This window comes from Cupriavidus consociatus (genome assembly GCF_017814975.1).
GTDB lineage: Bacteria > Pseudomonadota > Gammaproteobacteria > Burkholderiales > Burkholderiaceae > Cupriavidus > Cupriavidus consociatus.
This window is the reverse complement of sequence record NZ_JAGIQA010000007.1, coordinates 238,247-260,550: the sequence shown is the minus strand read 5'-3', so window position 1 is coordinate 260,550 and position 22,304 is coordinate 238,247. Positions and strand designations below refer to the sequence as shown.

Sequence of the window (22,304 nt, the reverse complement as noted above, 5' to 3'; positions counted from 1 at the left end):
GGCGCTGCTCAGCTGCGCTTGGAGAAGTAGTGGCTTGTCGCCAGCCGGAAGTCGACGTTGGTGTCGTTCTGCCAGCGGGTGGCACGTTGCGCGAAGGCCTTCATCGAGTCGTTGACCTTCTTGAACATCGGGTTTTCCTTTTCCTTGCGCGCCACGATCTCGTCCCAGACCTTGAGCTGTGCCTGCAGCACCGAGTTGGGCGTGGCGTAGAACTTCACGCCCTGCGCCTGCAGCGCCTGGTAATCCTTGGAATAGCGGTCGATCGCCTTCATCGACATATCCGCCGAGGCCGCTTCCACCGCGTTGGCGATCAGCGCCTTCATCTTGGCGGGCAGGGCGTCATAGCGCTTCTTGTTGAACAGGATCTCGAACTGCTCCGAGGCCTGGTGGAAGCTGCGCAGCATGCAGACCTTGGACACGTCCTGGAAGCCCAGCGCGCGGTCAGAGCTGGCATTGTTGAATTCGGCAGCATCGAGCAGGCCGCGGTCCAGGGCCGGCACGATCTCGGCGCCGGGCAGCGCGTTCACCGCGGCGCCCAGCCCGGTGAAGATATCGATCGACAGGCCGACCGTACGGAACTTCAGTCCCTTGAAATCCTCCGGCTTGGTGATGGGCTTCTTGAACCAGCCCAGCGGCTGCGTCGGCATCGGCCCGTACAGGAACGAGACCACGTCGAGGTTCAGGCTGCGGTAGATCTCTTCCTGCAGCTGCTTGCCGCCGCCGTACTTGTGCCAGGCCAGCAGCATGTTCGGATCCATGCCCCACGCGGGGCCGGAGCCCCACAGCGCCAGCGCGGAGTTCTTGCCATACCAGTACGCGATCACGCCGTGGCCGCCGTCAAGGGTGCCCTTGCTGACGGCATCGATCAGGTCGAACGCCTTGACCACCGCGCCGGCGGGGAGCAGCTCGATCTTCAGGTCGCCGCCCGACATGCTGTTCACCTTGGCGACGAAATCGCCGGCGAACTCGTGGAAGATGTCCTTGGTCGGCCATGTGCTCTGCCAGCGCATGGTGATCGGGCCCTGCGCCTTGACGACTGCGGGGAATCCCATTGCCGCAGCGCCGGCTGCTGCTCCGGCGGCGCCGCCGAGAAAGCCGCGCCGCGAGACGCCACCCGCGCCGCCGGTTTCGGGAGCAGCCTGCTTCGCCTCTGTTTTCCTCGTCCTGGATGCCATGATTGCCTCCATATGTGGGCGGAATGACCGCGAGCGCTGGCCATGGGCCGAGGCAGCTCGCCACTGTCTTGAACACCGGAAAAGTCGGGAAAATCGGGAAAGCGCCGGACCGGAAGCTGCACGTGCGCTGTGCAGGGTGGCCCTTGATTACCTTCATGGTAGGAAAGGGACAGAGAACCACAATCTAGGGATTACCCGCGCGGTGAGGGCTGGCTCACTTTGGCGTTGCGGCGCGGGCGCCGATGCCGCAGTGCCGCAAGATTCAGGCGCGCGCAATCCCTACCGTGAACTCGCCCTCGAGCGCGCCGCCGGACTCTCCCGGCTGGCTCACGCGCACGATGCTGGGCCCGCTGCCGGCAATCGGATCCCGTGTGGTCGGCCGCGTCGGCACGCCGTGCGCGCGGTAGGCAGGGTGGCTGCCGAGGATCTGGCGGCTGAGCGCATCATCGAAGTACAGCTGGCTGGTCAGGACTTCCGATCGCGCCAGCAGCACCTTGTAGTGGATATGGATCGCGCGCGACGGATACCAGCCGGGGTAGATCGTGGTGAACGTCGCCACGCCATCGGCGCCGGTGGCCTGCACGCCGCGCAGGTAGCGGGTTTGTCGGTTGGTGCTGCTTTCGCCGCTGTAGCTGCCATCGGCGTCGCAGTGCCATACGCTGACCAGCGCGCCCTGCACGGGCGCGCAGCCGCGCTGCGCATCGACCACGCGTAACCGCAGCCGCAGCGGCTGGCCGGGGCGGCCGTCGCGGATGTCGGCGCGCATCAGCGCGTCGTCAAGATAAAAGGGCCCTTCGGTTGCCTCAGGGGTGAGCAGGCAGGCCGCCGGCGCCTGCGCTTGCGCGGTGCCGATGCCGGCGAGCGCAAGCAAGCCTGCCAGTTCCTGCAGGAACTGGCGGCGCGCGGTGTCGGGAGAGGCTGTCCCGCCAAGGCCGGTTGCAGGGCGCACGTCCATGTGGGTCTCCGTGGGAAGGCGGGGTGCGTGCTGCTGCGCGGTGCGGGTCAGCCGGTGTGGGTGAGGGGCGTGGGCGCCTCAGCGTCCCATGGCTTTCAGCATCGAGTAGCCGTGGCTGGTGATGCGCGGTTCCTGCTGGCAGCCGTGCAGGACTTCAAGCTGGACCAGCTGTTTTTCGACCAGGGCTTTCAGGTCGGTGGGATCGATCTGGCGGGAGTCGCTCGAATCGAGGGAGTCGGGGCCGTCGCTCAGCAGCAGCAGCGTGGCAAGTTCATGCGGGCTCAGCACGTTCATCTCCTTGGCTAGAGGGGGCGTTTGCTGGGAGTCTGCAGGGCGCACGCGGCGCCCGCGCGAAGAAGCGCGCCGTGGAGACAATGGCACTTGCGGCGGCGCGTGCTGCATTGCGGCACGAATGCTGCAGCGCAGTGCCCGTTCGCATGAGGCGGTCTCAGGCGGCTAGCTTGTTTGACGGCACCGGTGGCGCACGGTTCCTTGCCAGGGCTTGCCGTTACAAGTTGCCTCGCGCCGACCAGTGGTGTCACAGCCATTATCGGCCAGCAACGATGACAGTGTGATGGCCCTGCCGTGGGCGTGGGCTTGGGCGAGCGGCATGCGGCCAGTCATTGGCTTTGGCACTGGACGCTATTCTGAACCTTAACTTCCGGCGCGCGGTGCCGGCGTGACAGAATGCCGCGGCCAGGCCGCTCGCTCTGCGCGGCCATGGCCTTCTTTTTCTCATCCGCTTCACGGAGATCCTTGCATGCTGGCCGCGCGCCTGCTCCTCTGCCTTGCCTTTGTCATCGCCATGCTCACCGCGGCCGGCGCTGCGCCGGCCACCGGACTCCATGCCGCCGCGGCCAGCGGCGACACCGCACGTGTGCGCGCGCTGCTCGCCAGCGGCGCCACCATCGACGCCCGCGATGCGCAGGGACGTACCGCGCTGCTGGTCGCCACGCATCACAACCAGGTGCAAGCGGCAAAGGTGCTGATCGAGGCCGGCGCCGACGTCAATGCCAGGGATGAGATCCAGGACAGCCCATACCTCTACGCCGGCGCGCGCGGCCACAACGAGATCCTGCGCATGGCGCTGGCCCATGGCGCGGACCTGCGCAGCACCAACCGCTACGGCGGCACCGCGCTGATCCCCGCCGCCGAACGCGGGCATGTCGAGACCGTGCGCATGCTGATCGCGGCGGGCGTGGATGTCGACCATGTCAACCGGCTGAAATGGACGGCGCTGCTCGAGGCCATCATCCTCGGCAACGGCGGCGCCGCGCATACCGAAATCGTGCGCCTGCTGGTGCAGGCGCGCGCCAACGTGAACCTTGCCGACGGCGAGGGCATCAGTCCGCTGCAGCATGCGCGCCAGCGCGGCTATGCGCAGATCGAGCACATTCTCGGCGCCGCTGGCGCGCGCTGAGGCACCGGCGCTCCGGGAAATTCACGCGAGGAACCGTGACCCGTTCAGGCGAATCGCCACCATCGTGCCTCATATATACTGTCAGTGTGCATACAAAATGGTGAAGGCGATGTCTCCGAGAGCAAAACGCAGCGAAACGAGTGAAAGGGGCAGTACGGCAACTGCGGTGCCGGAAGCGGATCCGGCCAAGGAACTGCTCTGGGCACGTCCCGGGTTTCTTGTGCGGCGGCTTCACCAGATCCACGTGGCGATGTTCTTCGAGGAGTGCCAGGCGCCCAATATCACGCCGGTGCAGTACGCCATCCTGACCGTGTTGTCGGTGCTGCCGGGACTCGACCAGACTTCGCTTGGGCAGGAAGTGGGCCTGGATCGGACCACCACGATGGACGTGGTGCGCCGGCTGGAAGACCGCGGCCTGGTCGAGCGCCGCGAAAACCCTGCGGACCGGCGTACGCGCCATGTCCACCTGACGCGCGAAGGCAAGAGCGTGGTCACGTCGCTGCGTGCCGACATGGCGCGCGCGCAGGAACGCATGCTGGCGCCGCTGAAGCCGGCGCAGCGGGAGGTGTTCATGGAGTTGCTGGCGACCCTGGTGGAAGCCAACAACCAGTACAGCCGCACCGTGCTGCGGAGCATGTAAGCAAGAATGGCGGGCGCAATGCCCGCCGCTTCTCATTGCGATGTGGCTCAGGCCGGATAGACGAGGTCGTTCGCAATGATGGTGGTGTCGTACACCACCTGCCTCTCGCGCAGCAGCAGCCTTCCGGCCTGGCGGCGGAAGCGGTCATGATAGGTCCCCGCGAGGTGGATCGTGGTGGGGCCTTCGACCAGCGTCTGCAACAGCATGAAGTTGGCCTGTGCCACGATATCGCCGTCGGCAGTTTCATCGCTGATCCGCGTGTTGGTCACCAGGTGCAGGTTGTAGCGCGGCGCGAACATCTGCGTATTGGCGATCGCCGCGGCGCGGTCGCGCATCATGCCGATGCCTTCGGCATACACCAGTCCCACGGGCAGGTTGCGTTCCGCATTCTCGCGTGCGGTGATGCGGTAGAGTGCATCGTCGGTAAAGAAGTCCGGCCAGTCCTCGACCATGCCGGCGTCCAGTGCTGCGCAATAGTCAGCGTGGAAGGCATCGATCTCCAGCCGCAGTTCGATCGCGCGCGCGGTGCCGAGGGTGCTCTCACGATGGAGGGAGTAGTTCATCGGTTTCATTTGCGTTTGGATTCCCGTCAGGCTGCGTTCAGAACCCCATCACGCCGCGGTAGTACTGGTACATCGCGCGGATGGCGGATTCGGAGATCAGGGAGTTCGAAGTGCCGATCTGCTGCGCGTCCAGCTTGAGCACGTTGAGGTCGCTGCTGGAGCGGCGCACGCCTTCCTGCACGAACTTCATCGCCTCGTTGTCTTCGAGTCCCAGGAAGCCGGCGGGGCCCATCAGGTTGCCCTGGCGCAAGCGGTGCTGCGTCATTTCCTCGGTATCGTCCTCATAGCCGAACATGGTCCACAGCATCAGCATGCTGTCGGGGCCGTTGGGCACGATCTGGCGCACGCCCAGCGTGTTCATCTCGCGCTGCACGATCAGGTTCGGCCAGATCGTCTGCATCGTCACTGACCACGGCGAGTCGAACTCGCGCACGTACTCCAGGAAGCGTTCATCCTCCAGGCGCATGCCTTCGTGGTACGAGCGCATCTCCTTCCTGTTCTCGTCGCTCACGGCCGCGTATTTGTCTTCCTTCTTGGCCGATGCCATGGTGCCGTGGCGCCCATGGACGGGGTCGGCGATCATCGCGGATTCATTGCCCGCCACCAGCAGGCCGAACACCACCAGGAAGGAGTGCAGCAGCGTCGCGTGGTACGGATCCTTCAGGTTCTCGTGGTACATCTTCCAGTTGCACGGCAGTTCGTTCTTGTAATAGCCGAGCACCTTGAGCGGCTTGCCGTTGAAGACCACGTCAAAGTCCTTCAGGATCTCCGGCGTCATGTAGTCTTCCAGGGTTTCCATGTCAGGCGCGTAGGAGGCAAAGATCACGCCATTGCGCGCCGCCACGTGCAGCTTCACCAGCCCGTGGTCTTCGTTGCGGAAGTCCTTGGGCATGCCGCCGGCGCGGTTCACGCCGCGCTTGAACGGAACGCCTTGCAGGTTGCCCTTCAGGTCATAGGACCACTGGTGGTAAGGGCAGACGAATTCCTTTGCATTGCCCTGGCTATGCCGGCAGAACTCGGCGCCCCGGTGCGCGCACCGGTTCTCGAACACGTTGATCGAGCCATCCTCGGCGCGCGACACGACCACCGGAGTTGCGCCGACATACGAGCGTTTGAAGTCTCCGGCGTGCGGGATTTCTGCTTCGAGCGCAACATAGTTCCATGAGCGGCCACGAAAGATTTTCTGCAGCTCCAGGTCATGGACGGCGTGGCTGGTGTAGACCCAGTCCGGGATGTAGTGCAGCCCATCCTCGGGCCAGCGGCATTCATCCAGTCCCGGGTTCTTCTTGCCCAGCTTGTGCTGGATCACCGCTTGTGTCTGGTACATGTGGGGTCCTCTCAGAGTGTGATGGAGCTGTCTGCTTCGGCCTGGCGTTCGCGGACGACCTGCCGCAGCGGCAGTCTGTCGTCGCACAGGCGTGCCAGATGCGCCGAGATGTCGTGCCCGACCAGTGAGCGCAGCTGGCGCAGGTCGCCACCGGCATTCACGGCAATGGCGTGGCGCAGGCGGCCGTTGCAGGTGCCGAGCAGCATGAACTTCGGGGTCGCGTCAGCGTGGGCAGCGAAGCCGCGCCAGTCATAGCGGATATCCGGGTGCGCGGCGCCGAGCATCTGTACGTTGCAGCCGAACTGGTCGGTCCAGAACCACGGCAGCGCCGCGGGTTCCGCATCCACGCCAAGCATGGATGCCGCCGCGATGCGTGCCTGTTCATTGGCGCTTTGCCACGACTCGAGCCGCATTTCGGTGTCGAACAGCGGCTGGTACTGGCTGCAGCAGTCGCCGGCGGCGTGGATATCCGGCGCGCTGGTGCGGCACCGTTCATCGACCTGGATGCCGCCGTTCTGCGGATGCAGCGCCAGGCCTGCGCCGGCGGCGAGCGTCACTTCCGGGGCCAGGCCGATGGCGACCACCACCAGCGGTGCGCGCAACACGGCGCCGCCAGCCAGTTGCAGATGCACGCCGTCGCCGCTGGTGCCGAAAACCTCGATGCTGCAACCGAGGTGCAAAGTCACGCCTTGTGCCCGCACCCGGTCTGCCAGCCAGGTGCCAAGCTCCGGAGGCAGGGCGCGGCCAAGCAGGCGCCCCGCGCTCTCGATCAGCGTGACCTTCAGGCCCATGCCCGCGGCGGTCGAAGCGGCTTCCAGGCCAAGGAAGCCGCCGCCGATCACCACAAGTTCGCCAGCGCGCTGCATGGCATGGCGCAGGCGCGCCGCGTCGTCCAACGAGCGCAGGTAGTGCACATGCGGCGTGCCCGGCGGCAGCGTCGGCAACACGCGGGCATTTCCGCCGGTGGCGAGCAGGCAGGCGTCGTAGCCGATGGCGCTGCCGTCGGCCAGCTGCGCGACACGCCGCGTGGCCTCCAGCGCTGTGACGCAGGCGCCCAGCCGCAGCTCGATGTCCTGGTCGGCATAGAAGCTGGGGGGGTGCACGCCGATCTTGCCGTCCTGTTCGACGTCGGCCAGCACGGACTTGGACAGCGGCGGGCGCTCATACGGCGCGTGCCGTTCGCCGCCTGCCATGAGGATGCGGCCACCGTAGCCAAGGCTTCGCAGCGCCGCGGCGGCCATGGCCCCGGCCTGGCCGGCGCCGACGATCAGGATGGGCGTGTGCTGTGTCATGAGCGGCTCCCTTACAGCTCGACCCACACCCGGCTGTCTTCGATCTTGACCGGATAGGTGCGGATATCGCCGGTGGCGGGCGCGCACATTGCCTTGCCGGTGCGGATGTCGAAGCGCGCCTGGTGCAGCGGGCATTCGATGCAGCCGTCTTCCAGGTAGCCGTCGGACAGCAGGGCGTACTGGTGCGTGCAGACGTTGTCGGTGACAAAGTACGTGTCGTCGCTGCGATAGACGGCAAGCTGGCGATCGCCCAGCGTCAGCGGCATCACCTCGTCGTTTTGCAGCGTATCGGCCGCATCGATGTGAATCCATGCCATGGTTATCTCCGTGAATCTAATTTGTCAGTATGCTGAATATATAAAATCAGTGTACTGATGTTTCGGGCGCGAAATATCCTCGTTAACCCTGACGGGCGCGTGGCGTCCCCGGCCTGGCCGCAGCACTGTGCTGTCGCGCGGGACGTGCCTGCCACCGCGCCAGGATCTCGCCCATGATGCCGCGGCGGAACGTCAGCACGCAGACCACGAAGATCAGCCCGGTCACCATGCTGACCGACTCGCCCAGCGTATCGAACCAGCCGATTCCGGTCATCGCCGCCAGCGCGTTGCCCGCATCTCCCAGCTTGTTCTCCAGCGCGACGATGACCAGCGCGCCGACCAGGGGGCCGGACAGGGTGCCCATGCCGCCGACCAGCGTCATCAGGATCACGGAGCCCGACATCATCCAGTGGACATCGGTCAGCGTGGCGAAGCCCAGCACCAGCGTCTTGAGCGCGCCCGCCAGCCCCGCCAGCGCCGACGACAGCACGAATGCCAGAAGCTTGAACCGGTCCGCGTCATAGCCCAGCGACACCGCGCGCGGCTCGTTCTCCTTGATCGCCCGCAGGATCTGCCCGAAGGGCGAGTTGACGATGCGCATGATGCCGAGGAAGGCAGCGGCCGTGAGCGCCAGCACGACGTAGTACATCGTGTGGTCGGACGCCAGCGGCAGCACGCCGAACAGCTCGCCGCGCGGCACTGCCTGCATTCCGTCTTCGCCGCCGGTCACCGGTACCTGCAGGCAGAAGAAATAGAACATCTGCGCCAGCGCCAGCGTGATCATGGCGAAGTAGATGCCCTGGCGGCGGATCGCGAGCGCGCCGAACACCAGTCCCAGCAAGGCACCGAACGCGGTGCCGGCCAGCAGCGCCAGTTCCGGCGTCAGTTGCAGCGACTTCATGGCGTAGCCACAGGCGTAGGCCGCGCCGCCGAAGAAGGCGGCATGGCCGAACGAAACCAGCCCGGTGTAACCCAGCAGCAGGTTGAAGGCGCAGCCAAACAGGGCAAAGCACAGCAGCTTCATCACCAGCACGGGGTAGGCGCCAAGCCAGGGCGCGAGCAGCAGGGCCGCCAGCAGCAGTCCGTACGCGAGCAGCGGCCGCGTTGCATAAGTGGGGCTTGCCATCATTTCTCCTTTCCAAACAGGCCGGCTGGTCGCACCAGCAGCACGCAGACCATGGCGACGAAGACCACCGTTGCGGAGGCCTCGGGGTAGTAGACCTTGGTAATGCCTTCGAACACACCCAGTCCCAGCCCGGTAAAGATCGAGCCGAGGATCGAACCCATGCCGCCGATGACCACCACCGCGAACACCGTGACGATCAGGTTCTGACCCATCAGCGGCGACACCTGCATCACCGGCGCGGCGAGCACGCCCGCCAGCGCCGCCAGGCCCACGCCGAAGGCATAGGTCAGCGTCACCAGCAGCGGCACGTTGACGCCGAAGGCCTCGACCATGCGTGGATTCTCGGTGCCGGCGCGCAGGTAGGCGCCCAGCCGGGTCTTCTCGATCATGAACCAGGTGGCGAAGCACACCGTCAGCGAAGCCAGCACCACCCAGGCACGGTAGTTGGGCAGCACCATGAAGCCCAGCTGGCTGACACCGGTCAGCATTTCCGGGGTGGGGTAGGGCAGGCCGGAGACACCATAGACCGAACGCAGCAGGCCTTCGATCAGCAGGCAGATGCCGAGCGTCAGCAGCAGCCCATACAGGTGGTCGAAGCGGTACAGGTGGCGCAGCATGGTGCGCTCCAGCACCACGCCCAGCGCACCGGCCGCGAGCGGCGCCAGCAGCAGCATCAGCCAGTAGTTGATCCCAAGGTAGTTCAGGCCCATCCAGGCCAGCACGGCGCCCAGCATGAACAACGCGCCATGCGCGAAGTTGATGACGTTGAGCAGGCCGAAGATCACGGCCAGCCCCAGGCTCAGGATCGCGTAGAACGAACCGTTGACCAGCCCCAGCAGCAGCTGGCTCAGCAGCGCGGGCAGGGGCACTCCAGACAATTCCATGACAAGGTCTCCTTACACGCCCAGCAGGGCATTGAGCGCGGGCATCTTCCGTTCCAGTTCGCTGGCGGCGAAGGCCTCCACGATGCGGCCGTGCTCCATCACAAAGAAGCGGTCCGCCAGCGGCGCCGCGAAGCGGAAGTTCTGTTCCACCATGACGATGGTGTAGCCGCGCCGGCGCAGCGTGGCGATCATCTTCGCGAGCTTCTGCACGATCACCGGCGCCAGCCCTTCCGAGATCTCGTCGAGCAGCAGCACGCTGGCGCCGGTGCGCAGGATGCGCGCCACTGCCAGCATCTGCTGCTCGCCGCCCGACATGCGCGTGCCCTGGCTCTTGCGCCGCTCGTGCAGGTTGGGGAACATCTCGTAGATCTCGGCAACGGACATGGGCTCGCGTAGTCCCGTCGCGCCCGGCGCTGCCTCGAAGGCAGGCGGCAGCATCAGGTTCTCTTCGCACGACAGGCTGGCAAAGATGGCGCGTTCCTCCGGGCAATACCCCAGCCCCAGCGGCGCGATGCGGTGGGTCTTCATGCCGATGGTTTCCTGGCCGAAGACTCGCGCCGAGCCCTTGCGCGTGCCAACCAGTCCCATGATGGCGCGTAGCGTGGTGGTACGGCCCGCGCCGTTGCGGCCCAGCAGCGTCACCACTTCGCCCGGCTGGACGGCCAGGTCGACGCCGTGCAGGATGTGCGATTCGCCGTACCAGGCGTGCAGGCCCCGCAATTCCAGGGGGGGGGTGGCGGTTGCGGTCATGCGGCCTCCTGCTGGTCTTCCGTGGTTCCCATATAGGCTTCCTTCACCTGCGGATTGCGCGAGATCTCGTCATACGTGCCTTCGGCCAGCACGGCGCCGCGCTGCAGCACCGTGATGCGATCGACGATCGACGACACCACGCCCATGTTGTGCTCCACCATCAGCACGGTCCGTCCCGCCGAGACGCGCTTGATCAGCGCGGTCACGGTCTCGACGTCCTCATGGCCCATGCCCTGCGTGGGCTCGTCCAGCAGCATCAGCTCGGGATCGGTGGCGAGCGTGGTGGCCAGCTCAAGCGCGCGCTTGCGCCCGTAGGCCAGTTCGGCCGTGCCCAGGTGCGCGAAGCCGGCCAGGCCAACGTCGTCCAGCAGTTCCATCGCGCGCTTGTCCAGCCCCGACAGCGAGCGCTTGCCGCGCCAGAAATGCCACGACGTACCCAGCTTGCGCTGCAGCGCGATGCGCACGTTCTCCAGCACGGTCAGCTGCGGGAATACCGCCGAAATCTGGAACGAACGGATCACGCCCATGCGGGCGATCTGCGCCGGCCGCAGTGCGGTGATGTCGGTGCCGTTGAAATGGATCGAGCCGGATGACGGGGCGTGGAACTTGGTCAGCAGGTTGAAGCAGGTGGTCTTGCCGGCGCCGTTGGGGCCGATCAGCGCATGGATCGAGCCCCGCCGCACCGACAGGCTGACATCGCTGACGGCGGTAAAGCCCTTGAACGCCTTGGTCAGCCCCTGCGTGCGCAGGATCACGTCTTGCTCGGACATTGGCGCGCTCACTTCTTGACCAGCGGGCATTCGCTGGCGGACAGCGGGCGGAAGGCTTCGTCGCCAGGGATCGTGCCGATGTACTTGACCAGGTCCCACGCGCCTTTCGATTCCGCCGGCGTCTTGGCCTGGGCCAGGTACATGTCGTGCACCATGCGGCCGTCGACCCGGACCTTGCCATTGCGCACGAAGGCATCGTTGACGGGCAGGGCGCGCATCTTGTCCGCCACCGCGGGACCTTCAACGGTCTTGGCGGCTTCCACTGCCTTCAGGTAGTGCAGCACGCCGGAATAGACGCCGATCTGCCCGTGCGTGGGATATGCCTTGTGGCGCTTGTAGTAGCGTTCGACGAACGCCTTCGATTTCGCGTCGAGGTCAAGCCTGAACGGGTCGACGTAGGTCAGGCCCTGTGCGGCAGGCAGGCCCAGGCTCTTGATATCGGTGATGAAGGTAGATGGCGTGATCACCGTCTGCCCCGCCTTGATCAGCCCGAACTCGCCGGCGGCCTTGACCCCGTTGATCATGTCATTGCCGGCATTGGCCAACACCACAACCTTGGCCTTGGAGGCCGACGCCGCGACCACCGGGCTGCTGAAGTCGCTGGCATTGAGCGGATGGCGCGTGCTGCCCACGTTCTTGCCGCCGCCGGCATCCACGGCCTTGCGGAAGTCGGCTTCCAGTGACTGGCCAAAGGCGTAGTCCACGGTGATGTAGTACCAGCTGTTGCGGCCCTGATCGATCAGGCGCCGGACCAGCGGATACGACACGGAATAGGTGTCCCAGGCCCAGTGGAATCCCGTAGGCGAGCAGTTCTGGTTGGTCAGCGCCATGGCGCCGCCAGTGGAGACAATATCGATCTTCTGCTTCTGGCGCGCAACTTCCTGCACCGCCAGCGCGGTCGACGAGTTGGGGAAGTCGATCACCATGTCGACGCCATCGGTATCGAACCAGCGGCGCGCCAGCGACGAAGCGATATCGGCCTTGTTCTGGTGATCTGCGGACAGCACCGTGACGGGCTTGCCCAGCGCTTTGCCGCCGAACTCCTCGACGGCCATCTGGGCGGCGATGACCGAGCCCTTGCCGGACAGGTCGGCATAGGAGCCGGACATATCGGTGATGACGCCGATCTTCACGCCGCTGGCGTCGGCCAGGGCGGGCGTGGCCTGCGCCAGCCCGAGCAGGGCGGATGACGCGGCAAGGGTGCGGAGGATGCGAGAGGTGGACATGGGGGCTCCAGGTTGTCTGCGCGAAAGGACGGAAGTTGGCGATGGCTGCATTCACCCGACGCAGGCGCCATCGCTGCGCTCGCGCCGTAAATACTCAGTATGCTGATGATATGCGGGTAAAAAGGGCGGACCTCTCCGCCCTGTCAATGCGCCGGCGACGGTGCTCAGGTCGACAGATCGCGCCCGCGCGTCTCCGGCACGAACACCATGCCGATAACGAAGGCGAGGCCGGCGATGACCACCGGATACCACAGGCCGAAGTACACGTCGCCGCTGGACACGTTCATTGCCGTGACCACGAACGACAGCATGCCGCCGACCCAGCCGGCACCAAGATGGAAGGGCAGCGACAGCGAGGTGTAGCGCACCCGCGCGGGGAACAGTTCGACCATGAAGGCGGCCATCGGGCCATACACCATCGCCAGGAACAGGATCGGCACCAGCAGCAGCATGAACACCATCGGCGTATTCATCCTGGCGGGATCGGCGCGCTCCGGCCAGCCGGCCTCGATCAGTGCGGCCTTGATGGCGGCGCGGTCGAAGCCCTGCAGCGTGCGCTCGCCGATCCGCACTTCCGCCTGTGCCGGGTCGCTGGCCGGCACGAAAGTGTAGCCAACGCCCAGGTCGGTGAGGTAGCCACGGATCTTGTCGCAGGCCGACACCGGCTCGCCGAACATCCGTGCCTTGCAGTCGCCGGCGGTCACCTGCACCGTGCCTTGCCGCTGGAACTGCTCCAGCGCCGGATTGGCGTAGTGGGTCAGTCCCTTGAACACCGGCTGGGTGCAAAGCGCAGCCAGCAGGCACGCCGCCATCATGATGTACTTGCGGCCAATGCGGTCCGACAGCCAGCCGAAGAACAGGTAGCACGGTGTGGCCACAACCAGTGCGACCGCGATCAGCTTGTGCACCGTTTCAATCGGTACGTGCAGCGTCTTGTTGAGGAAGAACATGCTGTAGAAGTGGCCGGTGCCGAAGATCGCGCCGAGTCCGGCGGCCACCACGAACAGCAGCAGCACCGACTTCAGGTTCTTCCACTGGGTGAAGCTCTCGCGGATGGGAGACTTCGAGGTGGCGTTGCCCGCCTTCATGCGCGCGAATACCGGCGATTCATGCAGCTTGCCGCGGATATAGACCGAGATCACCAGCATCACCAGCGACACGATGAACGGGATGCGCCAGCCCCACGCGCGGAATTCCGCTTCGGTCAGGAAGGTCTTGAGCAGGTACACCACGAACAGCGAGGACAGCAGCCCCAGCGTGGCGGTGGTCTGCAGCGAGCTGGTGTAGAGGCCTCGCTTGCTCGTCGGCGAGTGCTCGGCGACGTATGTGACCGCGCCGCCCACTTCGCCACCAAGTGCCAGGCCTTGCAACAGCCGCAGCAGGACCAGCAGTACCGTGGCGGTGATGCCGATCTGCTCGTACGTCGGCAGCACGCCCACGCCCACCGTGGCCACGCCCATCAGCAGGATGGTGACGAGGAAGGTGTACTTGCGGCCGATCAGGTCGCCCAGGCGACCGAACAATAGCGCGCCCACCGGGCGGATCAGGAAGCCGGCGCCGAAAGTGGCCAGGCTCGCCAGGAAGGCGGCCGTCTCATTGCCTGGCGGAAAGAACAGTGCGCCGAAGTACACAGCCAGCGCCGCGTAGATGTAAAAGTCATACCACTCCATCAGGGCGCCGAAGGATGAGGCAAGGATGACCTTGCGTTCTTCGGCGGTCATGCCGGAGGCTGGGGCGCGCGTCTCGGCGCGGGTCAGGCTGATCGTCATGGCGGGGGCTCCTCTTGGTCAGGCCGTATGTCTCTATTGTTTGTTTGCTTCCCGGCTGGTGCCGGCGTCGGTGGCGCGGGTCGTTGAGGACCCGAGACTGTGCGGCGCCGCATCCTGTCGGTGCATCAGTCAGTATGCTGATGAGAAACGCAGTATGCTGAGCAAAATACGGGCCAATGCCGACGCCGCCTGGTGTCTTGCGAAGGCGCCGGAAAGCCCGATTTAAATGGTTATTTCATATTGTCAGCATACTGAGCATATGGAATCAGTGTACTGAGCGCCTCCGGCCATCGTTATAGGTGTTAACCCTCCGCGCGGCGTCTGGACTTTTGAAAACCCGCTGACTAGAATCCGAAATTAATCAGTGTACTGAGCAATTGGCGAAGCAACGCGTTTGCGCACGCGGGACAAGCTCGGCACGCAGCGATTCCATCCATCAGGAGCCCCCACCAGCATGACCTACGTGAAGAAGATCGCCCTGGAAGAGCATTTCATGACCCCCGGCTTCCAGGCTTACTCCAAAGGGTTCACGCAGCATATCGATCCCGCGGTGTTCGCCGAGCTCGGCCGCCGCCTTGCCGATTTCGACGAAGAGCGGCTTGCCGAGATGGATCGGTGCGGCATCGACATCACCGTGCTGTCGCAAACCGGCCCGGGCGTGCAGGGCGAGCCCGACGCCGGCCTGGCGCTGGCACGGGCGCGCGAGAGCAATGACTTCCTGGCGGCGCAGATCGCCCGCCATCCGACGCGCTACGCCGGCTTTGCCGCGCTGCCGATGCAGGATCCTCTGCAGGCGGCGGCCGAGCTGGAACGCTGTGTGCTCCGGCTCGGCTTCAAGGGCTCGCTCGTGAACGGCCATACGCATGGGCGCTACTACGACGACCCCGCTTATGACGCGTTCTGGGAACGCATGCAGGCGCTGGACGTGCCGATGTACCTGCATCCGACCGACGCTTTCGTGTCGCCGCAAGTGCTCGCCGGCCATCCGGAGCTGGCCGGGGCCGCGTGGGGGTGGGGCGTGGAAACTGCCTCGCACGCGCTGCGGCTGCTGTTCAGCGGCGTGTTCGACCGCTTCCCGAGGCTGAAGCTGATCCTCGGCCATATGGGCGAGGGCCTGCCGTACCAGCGCTGGCGTTTCGACAGCCGTTTCGCGGTCTATTCGCATGGCGTCAAGCTGGAGCGTGCGCCGTCCGAATACATCGGCAGCAATATCGTCATCACCACCTCGGGCGTGTGCTCGCACGGCGCGCTGATGGGCGCCATCGCCGAACTGGGACCCGAGGCGGTGATGTTCTCGGTCGACTATCCCTATGAATCCACCGAAGCGGCCGCGCGGTTCATCGACAGCGCACCGCTCGACGACTCCACGCGCGCGCTGGTCTGCCATGGCAACGCGCAACGCCTGCTCAAGCTCTGAGCGCACCAACCGGGAACCCTAATGCAAAAAGTCTTTCGTATCGGCCAGATCGTCCCCAGTTCGAACACGACGATGGAAACCGAAATCCCCGCCATGCTGACGGCGCGCCAGCAGATCCGCCCGGAACGCTTCACCTTCCATTCAAGCCGCATGCGGATGAAGAAGGTGGTCAAGGAAGAGCTGGCGGCAATGGACGCAGAGTCCGACCGCTGCGCGGTGGAGCTGAGCGATGCCCGCGTCGATGTGCTCGGCTATGCCTGCCTGGTCGCGATCATGGCGATGGGCCATGGCTACCACCGGCAGTCCCAACAGCGCCTGAAGGCACATACCACGGCGAACGGCGGCGAGGCGCCGGTCATCACCAGTGCCGGCGCGCTGGTGGATGCGCTCAAGGTGATGGGCGCAAAGCGCATTGCAGTGGTCGCGCCCTATATGAAGCCGCTGACCGAACTGGTCGTGGACTACATCCGCAACGAGGGCTATGAAGTCGTCGACTACCGCGCGCTGGAAATCCCCGACAACCTGGAAGTCGGCCGCCACGACCCCGCGCGCCTGCCTGGTATCGTCGCGCAGATGAACACGCGGGACGCCGACGTGATCGTGCTGTCTGCCTGCGTGCAGATGCCGTCGCTTCCGGCCGTGGCAAAGGTCGAGGCGATGACCGGCAAGCCGGTGCTTACCGCCGCCATCGCCACGACGTACGCAATGCTCCGTGCACTGGACCTGGAGCCGGTCGTGCCGGGCGCGGGTGCGCTGCTGTCCGGCGCCTACTGAGGAGCGACCATGAGTACCTTCCAGTACGGAGGCCATGTCCACGCCAACGGCATCCGGCAGCATTACCTGCGCTACGGCGGCAATGAGGGCAAGCGCGCCGCACGCGACGCCGTCGTCATCGTGCCGGGCATCACCAGCCCCGCGATCACCTGGGGCTTTGTCGGCGAGCACTTCGGCACGCGCTTCGACACCTACATCCTCGACGTGCGCGGCCGCGGGCTGTCGTCGGCGGAGCCGGAGCTCGACTACGGCCTCGATGCGCAGGCGCGCGACGTAACGGCCTTTGCCGAAGCGCTGGGCCTGCCGCGCTACAGTGTGGTTGGCCATTCGATGGGCGGACGGATCGGCCTGCGCGCCGCGGCGGGGCAGCCGGGCGGACTGGCGCGGCTGGTGATGGTCGATCCGCCCGTCTCTGGGCCCGGGCGCCGCCCGTATCCGGCGCAGCTGCCGTGGTACGTCGATTCGATCCGGCTGTCCCGGCACGGCACCGATCTGGATGGCATGCGCCGCTTCTGCCCGACCTGGACCGACGAGCAGTTGCGCCTGCGCGCCGAATGGCTGCACACCTGCAATGAAGAGGCGGTGGTGCGCAGCTTCGAGGATTTCCACCGTGAAGACATCCACGCCGACATGCCGCGGGTCAGGGTGCCCACGTTGCTGATGACCGCCGGTCGCGGCGACGTGGTGCGGCCCGAAGACGTCGCGGAGATTCGCACGCTGCTGCCAGGCGTGCTGGTCAGTCACGTCGCCAATGCGGGCCACATGATCCCGTGGGACGACGAAGCGGGCTTTTACGCGGCGCTGGAGGATTTCCTCGGCGCGCCGCTGTTGCAATGACGAACAAGGAGCCGACATGCCGGTAAGCGACCACCAGATGATCGAGGCCTGGCGCAAGGTGCTGCGGCTGTCCCGGCTGGAGCCGGGCCAGACCGTTACCATCCTGACCAGTGCCGCCACCCACCCGCAGACGCTGTCCACCGCGCTCACCGCCACGCAGTCGATGGGCGCCATCGTCAACCGGCTTGACCTGCCGCCCGTCAACGGCGAAAAGGCACTGAGCCGCGATGCGCTCGCCTACCTCGGCACCACGCCCCTGACGGGCAATCCGGCGGCCATCGCTGCACTGAAGGCGAGCGACCTGGTGCTGGACCTGATGACACTGCTGTTCTCGCCCGAGCAGCATGAGATCCTGCAGGGCGGGACCAGGATCCTGCTGGCCGTCGAGCCGCCCGAGGTGCTGGCGCGCATGGTGCCTTGCGAGGCCGATCGCGAACGCGTGAAAGCGGCCTCGCAACGGCTGGCAAGCGCAAGGGAAATGCACGTTGTCTCGCCCGCCGGCACCGACCTGCGCTGCCCGCTGGGGGAATTCCCCGCGATCAGCGAGTATGGGTTTGTTGACGAGCCGGGGCGGTGGGACCACTGGCCGAGCGGCTTCGCGCTGACCTGGCCGAATGAAGGCGCCGCCCACGGCACCATCGTGCTGGACAAGGGCGACATCCTGCTGCCGCAGAAGACCTACGTCACCGAACCGATCCGCCTGACGGTAGAAGCCGGCTTTGCGACGCGCATCGAAGGCGGGCTCCATGCCGAACTGCTGAGCGAATACATGGCGTCATTCAACGATCCCGAAGCCTATGCCATCTCGCATATCGGCTGGGGGTTGCAGCCGCGCGCGCACTGGTCGACGCTGGGCCTGTATGACCGCGAGGCCACCATCGGCATGGATGCGCGCGCGTTCGAGGGCAACTTCCTGTTTTCGCTTGGCCCCAACAACGAGGCCGGCGGCCATCGCACCACGGCATGCCATATCGACATCCCGGTGCGCCGTTGCACCGTGCGCCTGGACAGCGTCGACGTGGTGACTGCGGGCAAGGTGACCGACGGTTTCCACTACCCGGAGAACAAGTCGTGATGCACAAGGAAAGCGGCGCGTACCAGCGCCAGGGCTTCGGCAATATGCTCGAGCTGGCCGGCCCCTTCGGGCTGCTGATCGTGGACTTCGTCAACGGCTTCGCCGATCCGGCGGTCTTCGGCGGTGGCAATATCCGCGACGCCATCGCCCACACCGTGCCGCTGCTCGCGGTGGCGCGGCGCGAAGGCTGGCCCATCGCGCACAGCCGCATCGTGTATGCCGACGACGGCGCCGACCACAACGTGTTCTCGATGAAAGTGCCGAACATGCTGACGCTAAAGGAGCATGCCTTCAACAGCGCCATCGTGGCAGAGCTGGCGCCGCGCCCGGGCGAACTGGTGGTGCGCAAGACCGTGCCGTCGGCGTTCTTCGGCACGTCGCTGGCGGCGTGGCTGACGCAGCGCGGCGTGCGCACGCTGGTGGTGGCCGGGGCCGTCACCAGCGGCTGCGTGCGCGCCAGCGTGGTCGATGCGATGCAGTACGGCTTCCGGCCGCTGGTGCTGTCCGACTGCGTGGGCGACCGCGCGCTGGCGCCGCACGAGGCCAACCTGTTCGACATGGCGCAGAAATACGCAACGGTCGCTACGCGGGCGGACGGGCTTGCCGCCATCGGCGTGCGGGACTAGGCGCGCAAGGGCATGGCGGCCCTGCCGGGATGCGGTAAAGCCGCCATTGACAGGGTCGCCCGCATTTTCATAGGATTTTGGTCAGTATGCTGAATAAGCCACGCTTATCATCGGAACGGACAAGGCAATGACATCGTCGATCGAACCGCATCACCCGGAAAGCGCGCGCGGCCAGGGAGTCGGCGCGCGCGTGGCGCGCAAGGAGGACGCCCGTCATCTGCACGGCAAGGGCCGCTTCGTCGCGGACATCGCCATGCCGGACTTGCAGGAAGTGGCGTTCCTGCGCAGCCCGGTCGCACACGCCAGGCTGCTGTCGGTGACCAAGCCGTCCCGGCACGCCGCCGCGGTGATCGTGCGTGAAGACATGACGGCTGCCAGCGATATCGTCGCCGACTCGGCTTTTCCGTCCTATCAGCCTTCGGCGCAGCCGCCGCTGGCCAGCGGCAAGGTGCGCTTCGTCGGCGAGCCGGTGGCGATGGCGTTCGCGCCCACACGCGCCGAGGCGGAGGATATCGCCGAGCAGGTCGCCGTGTCGTTCGACGAACTGCCCGCGCTGGCCGACGTGACACAGGCCCGCCAGCTTGCCGGCGAGGTGCGCGTGCACGACCACTGGCGCGACAACACCTTCCTGGTGCTTAGCGCCGACAAGAATTTCGAGGCGCGCCAGCGCGAGGCCACGGTGGTGGTACGCCGCCAGATCGACCTCGCGCGGCAGTGCATGGTGCCGATGGAAGGCAAGGCAGTGCTGGCCTACTGGGACCACCAGTTCGACCAGCTGGTGGTCTACAGCGCGACGCAGGTACCGCACATGATCCGCACGATCCTGGCGCATTGCCTGGGGCTTGAGCAGGAGCGCGTGCGGGTGATCTCGCCCGACGTGGGCGGCGCCTTCGGCTACAAGTGCGTGCTGCAGCAGGAGGAGCTGTGCATCGCCTGGCTGGCGCTGACCTACAAGCGCCCGTTCCGGTTTATCGAAGACCGGCGCGAGCACCTGACCGCCGGCGCAAACTCGCGCGAGCACCACTACGAGCTGACCGCGTATGCCGATGCGCGCGGCCGCCTGCTGGCGCTGGATGCAAGAATCGAGATCGATGGCGGGGCCTATTCCGTGTGGCCGTTCACCATCGGGCTGGAACCGGGGCAGGCGATCGGCAACCTGCCGGGGCCGTACGCCTTCGACGGCTACCGCTGCGAAACCACTTGCGTGGCCACGAACAAGCCCGGCTTCGTCCCCTATCGCGGCGTGGCGCGCACCGGGGTCTGCTTTGCGATGGAGCTGATGATCGACGCCATCGCCCGCGAAGTGGGACGCGAGCCGTGGGAAGTCCGCTGCGAGAACCTCGTGCCGCCCGAGGCCATGCCCTATGTCAACGTCACCAACAAGCATTTCGACGGTGGCGATTACCCGGCCAGCGTACGCAAGGCCATGGAGATGATCGGCCTGCCGGCGATCCGCGCGCGCCAGAAGGCGGGTCCGCAGGGAAGCACCTATGTCGGCGTGGGTTTCGGCACCTACACCGAGCAATCGGCGCACGGCACGTCGGTGTTCGCCGCGTGGGGGACGCCGGTGATCCCGGGTTTCGATTCTGCGACGGTGCGCATCACGCCGGACGGCGGGCTGGAGGTGCGCGTGGGCGTGCATTCGCACGGGCAGGGCATGGAGACGACCTTCGCGCAGATCGCCCACGAGATCCTCGGCATCGATATCGCGCGGATCAAGGTCGTGCACGGCGATACCGGCCTGACGCCGTTCTCGACGGGCACGTATGCGTCGCGCTCGCTGGTGATGTCCGGTGGCGCGGTGTCGCGTGCGTGCAAGGCGCTGCTGCCGCGCCTGCTGAAGATCGGCGCGCACATGCTGGGCCAGCCGCAGGATGCCGTGGCGTTCCGGGACGGCGCCGTGGCAGCCGGGGATGCAGGCACCGCCGATATCGCGCGCATCGCCAACGCCTGGTACATCAACCCGCACCTGTTGCCGCCGGACGTCGACGCACAGGGGCTGGAAGTCACGATGGGCTTCAAGCCCGCCGTCGACACCGGCAGCTTCACCTACGCGACGCATGCCGTGGCGGTGGAAGTCGATATCGACTCCGGCCACGTCGAGATCCTCGACTACGTGGTGGTGGAGGACTGCGGCACCATGATCAACCCGATGGTGGTGGAAGGGCAGACCTACGGCGGCGTGGCGCAGGGCATCGGCACCGCGATGTTCGAAGCGATGCACTACGACGGCAACGGCCAGCCACTGGCGTCGACGCTGGCCGACTACATGCTGCCGGGACCGACCGAGATTCCGTCGATCCGCATCCATCATTTCGAGACGCCGTCGCCGCATACGGAGTTCGGCGCCAAGGGGATGGGCGAGGGCGGGGCGATCGCGCCGCCGGCGGCCATCTTCAATGCCGTCAATGACGCATTGCGCGATTTCGGCGTCGAGCTGAAGGAGACTCCGCTGACGCCGCGCAGGATCCTGGAAGCGCTGGATGCGGCCGAGGCCGATGCGCATAACCGGAAGGCTGCCTGACCGATGAAAGCCATTGCATTTTCCTACCACGCGCCCGGCTCGCTGCCGGAGGCGCTGTCGCGCCTGGGCGCGGGTACCGATGTATCCAAGGCCATGGGCGGCGGGCAATCGCTCGGACCGATGCTGAACCTGCGCCTGACCCGGCCCGATACGGTGGTCGATGTGTCGGCGCTGCGCGAATTGTGCGATGTGACCGCAACCGCTGACGGCATTCGCATTGGCGCCTGCGTGACCCACGCGCAGATCGAGGACGGCGTGTTCGAACCGCTGCGCGGCACCATGCTGCAGGCCGTTGCCGGCGGCATTGCCTATCGGGCGATCCGCAACCGCGGTACCGTCGGCGGCAGCCTTGCGCATGCCGATCCGGCCGCCGACTGGGTGGTGGCGATGACCGCGCTGGGCGCGCATATCGAGATCGCGTCCGCCGCCGGCACGCGGGAAGTGCCGATGGAGTCGTTCATGCTCGGCGCCTACACCACGATACTGGCCGACGGCGAGCTGATCACCGCGGTGCGTGTGCCGCAGAAGACCGCGCACACCCGTTGGGGCTACCAGAAGCTGTGCCGCAAGACCGGAGAGTTCGCCGAGGCCAGTTGCGCCGCGTACTTCGACGCTAGCCGCCGCTTCGCCCGCATCGTGCTCGGTGCGCTGGACGGTCCGCCCATGGTGCTGGCGGGCCTGACACGTGCCGTCGCGGCGCAGGGCGCGGCCGCGCTGACGGCCGATGCCGTCGCAGAAGCCGTCGCGCAAGCCGCGCCGGGCAAGGACGCGATCGACCGCAAGCTGTACCGAACCGTCGTGATGCGCTGCGTCACTCAACTGCTGAACTGAGGAGCG

Annotated in this window: 22 protein-coding genes; 9 read left to right on the top strand and 13 right to left on the bottom strand. The window is 66.1% G+C overall.

Features of this window, described 5'->3' with window-relative positions; genetic code table 11:
* Window positions 1-8: 8 nt before the first annotated feature.
* The 3 genes from J8I82_RS12665 to J8I82_RS12655 form a co-directional block, all read right to left on the bottom strand.
* The gene (locus tag J8I82_RS12665) at window positions 9-1,052 is read right to left on the bottom strand and encodes a TRAP transporter substrate-binding protein (protein WP_209757927.1); all 1,044 of its coding nucleotides are present in this window, start codon (window positions 1,050-1,052) and stop codon (window positions 9-11) included.
* Window positions 1,053-1,437: 385 nt separating this feature from the next.
* Window positions 1,438-2,130, bottom strand: coding sequence for an intradiol ring-cleavage dioxygenase (locus J8I82_RS12660; protein ID WP_209757850.1), 693 nt, complete (start codon window positions 2,128-2,130; stop codon window positions 1,438-1,440).
* A gap of 78 nt (window positions 2,131-2,208) precedes the next feature.
* Window positions 2,209-2,418 (bottom strand): hypothetical protein, encoded by a 210-nt coding sequence (locus tag J8I82_RS12655; RefSeq protein ID WP_209757848.1) that lies wholly within the window; start codon window positions 2,416-2,418, stop codon window positions 2,209-2,211.
* A 472-nt stretch (window positions 2,419-2,890) separates the two neighbouring features.
* Between J8I82_RS12655 and J8I82_RS12650 the strand changes: the two genes are divergently transcribed.
* Together J8I82_RS12650 and J8I82_RS12645 are read left to right on the top strand one after the other, a co-directional pair.
* Window positions 2,891-3,550, top strand: a complete 660-nt coding sequence (locus J8I82_RS12650; RefSeq protein WP_209757846.1) for an ankyrin repeat domain-containing protein — start codon at window positions 2,891-2,893, stop codon at window positions 3,548-3,550.
* Window positions 3,551-3,659: 109 nt separating this feature from the next.
* Window positions 3,660-4,190 (top strand): MarR family winged helix-turn-helix transcriptional regulator, encoded by a 531-nt coding sequence (locus J8I82_RS12645; RefSeq protein WP_209757844.1) that lies wholly within the window; start codon window positions 3,660-3,662, stop codon window positions 4,188-4,190.
* 47 nt (window positions 4,191-4,237) lie between these two features.
* Here the strand turns inward: J8I82_RS12645 and J8I82_RS12640 are convergent, their stop codons facing one another.
* The 10 genes from J8I82_RS12640 to J8I82_RS12595 form a co-directional block, all read right to left on the bottom strand.
* Window positions 4,238-4,753 (bottom strand): aromatic-ring-hydroxylating dioxygenase subunit beta, encoded by a 516-nt coding sequence (locus tag J8I82_RS12640; protein WP_431831543.1) that lies wholly within the window; start codon window positions 4,751-4,753, stop codon window positions 4,238-4,240.
* 37 nt (window positions 4,754-4,790) lie between these two features.
* Complete coding sequence (locus J8I82_RS12635) at window positions 4,791-6,080, bottom strand: aromatic ring-hydroxylating dioxygenase subunit alpha (protein WP_209757840.1); 1,290 nt, start codon at window positions 6,078-6,080, stop codon at window positions 4,791-4,793.
* Between the two features lie 11 nt (window positions 6,081-6,091).
* On the bottom strand, window positions 6,092-7,372 hold the full coding sequence (locus tag J8I82_RS12630; RefSeq protein WP_209757838.1) for an NAD(P)/FAD-dependent oxidoreductase: 1,281 nt from the start codon (window positions 7,370-7,372) through the stop codon (window positions 6,092-6,094).
* Between the two features lie 11 nt (window positions 7,373-7,383).
* Window positions 7,384-7,689 (bottom strand): non-heme iron oxygenase ferredoxin subunit, encoded by a 306-nt coding sequence (locus tag J8I82_RS12625; protein WP_209757836.1) that lies wholly within the window; start codon window positions 7,687-7,689, stop codon window positions 7,384-7,386.
* 82 nt (window positions 7,690-7,771) lie between these two features.
* Window positions 7,772-8,815, bottom strand: coding sequence for a branched-chain amino acid ABC transporter permease (locus J8I82_RS12620; protein ID WP_209757834.1), 1,044 nt, complete (start codon window positions 8,813-8,815; stop codon window positions 7,772-7,774).
* Entirely contained in the window at window positions 8,815-9,699 is an 885-nt protein-coding gene (locus tag J8I82_RS12615) for a branched-chain amino acid ABC transporter permease (RefSeq protein ID WP_209757832.1), read from the bottom strand. Before J8I82_RS12615 ends, J8I82_RS12620 begins: the two co-directional genes overlap by 1 nt.
* 12 nt (window positions 9,700-9,711) lie before the next feature.
* On the bottom strand, window positions 9,712-10,449 hold the full coding sequence (locus tag J8I82_RS12610; protein ID WP_209757830.1) for an ABC transporter ATP-binding protein: 738 nt from the start codon (window positions 10,447-10,449) through the stop codon (window positions 9,712-9,714).
* Window positions 10,446-11,219 (bottom strand): ABC transporter ATP-binding protein, encoded by a 774-nt coding sequence (locus J8I82_RS12605; RefSeq protein ID WP_209757827.1) that lies wholly within the window; start codon window positions 11,217-11,219, stop codon window positions 10,446-10,448. Before J8I82_RS12605 ends, J8I82_RS12610 begins: the two co-directional genes overlap by 4 nt.
* Window positions 11,220-11,227: 8 nt before the next feature.
* Complete coding sequence (locus J8I82_RS12600; protein ID WP_209757824.1) at window positions 11,228-12,445, bottom strand: ABC transporter substrate-binding protein; 1,218 nt, start codon at window positions 12,443-12,445, stop codon at window positions 11,228-11,230.
* A 164-nt stretch (window positions 12,446-12,609) separates the two neighbouring features.
* The gene (locus tag J8I82_RS12595) at window positions 12,610-14,214 is read right to left on the bottom strand and encodes an MFS transporter (protein WP_209757822.1); all 1,605 of its coding nucleotides are present in this window, start codon (window positions 14,212-14,214) and stop codon (window positions 12,610-12,612) included.
* Between the two features lie 454 nt (window positions 14,215-14,668).
* Between J8I82_RS12595 and J8I82_RS12590 the strand changes: the two genes are divergently transcribed.
* From J8I82_RS12590 to J8I82_RS12560, 7 genes are all read left to right on the top strand, one after another.
* A complete protein-coding gene (locus tag J8I82_RS12590) occupies window positions 14,669-15,631 on the top strand; it encodes an amidohydrolase family protein (protein WP_209757820.1) in 963 nt (320 codons plus the stop codon).
* Between the two features lie 21 nt (window positions 15,632-15,652).
* Entirely contained in the window at window positions 15,653-16,405 is a 753-nt protein-coding gene (locus J8I82_RS12585) for a maleate cis-trans isomerase family protein (protein WP_209757819.1), read from the top strand.
* A 9-nt stretch (window positions 16,406-16,414) separates the two neighbouring features.
* Window positions 16,415-17,242, top strand: a complete 828-nt coding sequence (locus tag J8I82_RS12580) for an alpha/beta fold hydrolase (RefSeq protein WP_209757817.1) — start codon at window positions 16,415-16,417, stop codon at window positions 17,240-17,242.
* Between the two features lie 16 nt (window positions 17,243-17,258).
* Window positions 17,259-18,317 carry a 2,5-dihydroxypyridine 5,6-dioxygenase NicX family protein gene (locus tag J8I82_RS12575; protein WP_209757814.1) on the top strand — a complete coding sequence of 353 codons (1,059 nt, stop codon included), beginning with the start codon at window positions 17,259-17,261 and terminating at the stop codon, window positions 18,315-18,317.
* Window positions 18,317-18,943 (top strand): N-carbamoylsarcosine amidohydrolase, encoded by a 627-nt coding sequence (locus tag J8I82_RS12570; protein ID WP_209757925.1) that lies wholly within the window; start codon window positions 18,317-18,319, stop codon window positions 18,941-18,943. The genes J8I82_RS12575 and J8I82_RS12570 overlap by 1 nt, the downstream gene beginning before the upstream one ends.
* Window positions 18,944-19,070: 127 nt before the next feature.
* Entirely contained in the window at window positions 19,071-21,467 is a 2,397-nt protein-coding gene (locus J8I82_RS12565) for a xanthine dehydrogenase family protein molybdopterin-binding subunit (RefSeq protein ID WP_209757812.1), read from the top strand.
* Window positions 21,468-21,470: 3 nt separating this feature from the next.
* Window positions 21,471-22,298: an FAD binding domain-containing protein gene (locus tag J8I82_RS12560; RefSeq protein ID WP_209757810.1), complete on the top strand. Its 828-nt coding sequence runs from the start codon at window positions 21,471-21,473 to the stop codon at window positions 22,296-22,298.
* Window positions 22,299-22,304 lie beyond the last annotated feature (6 nt).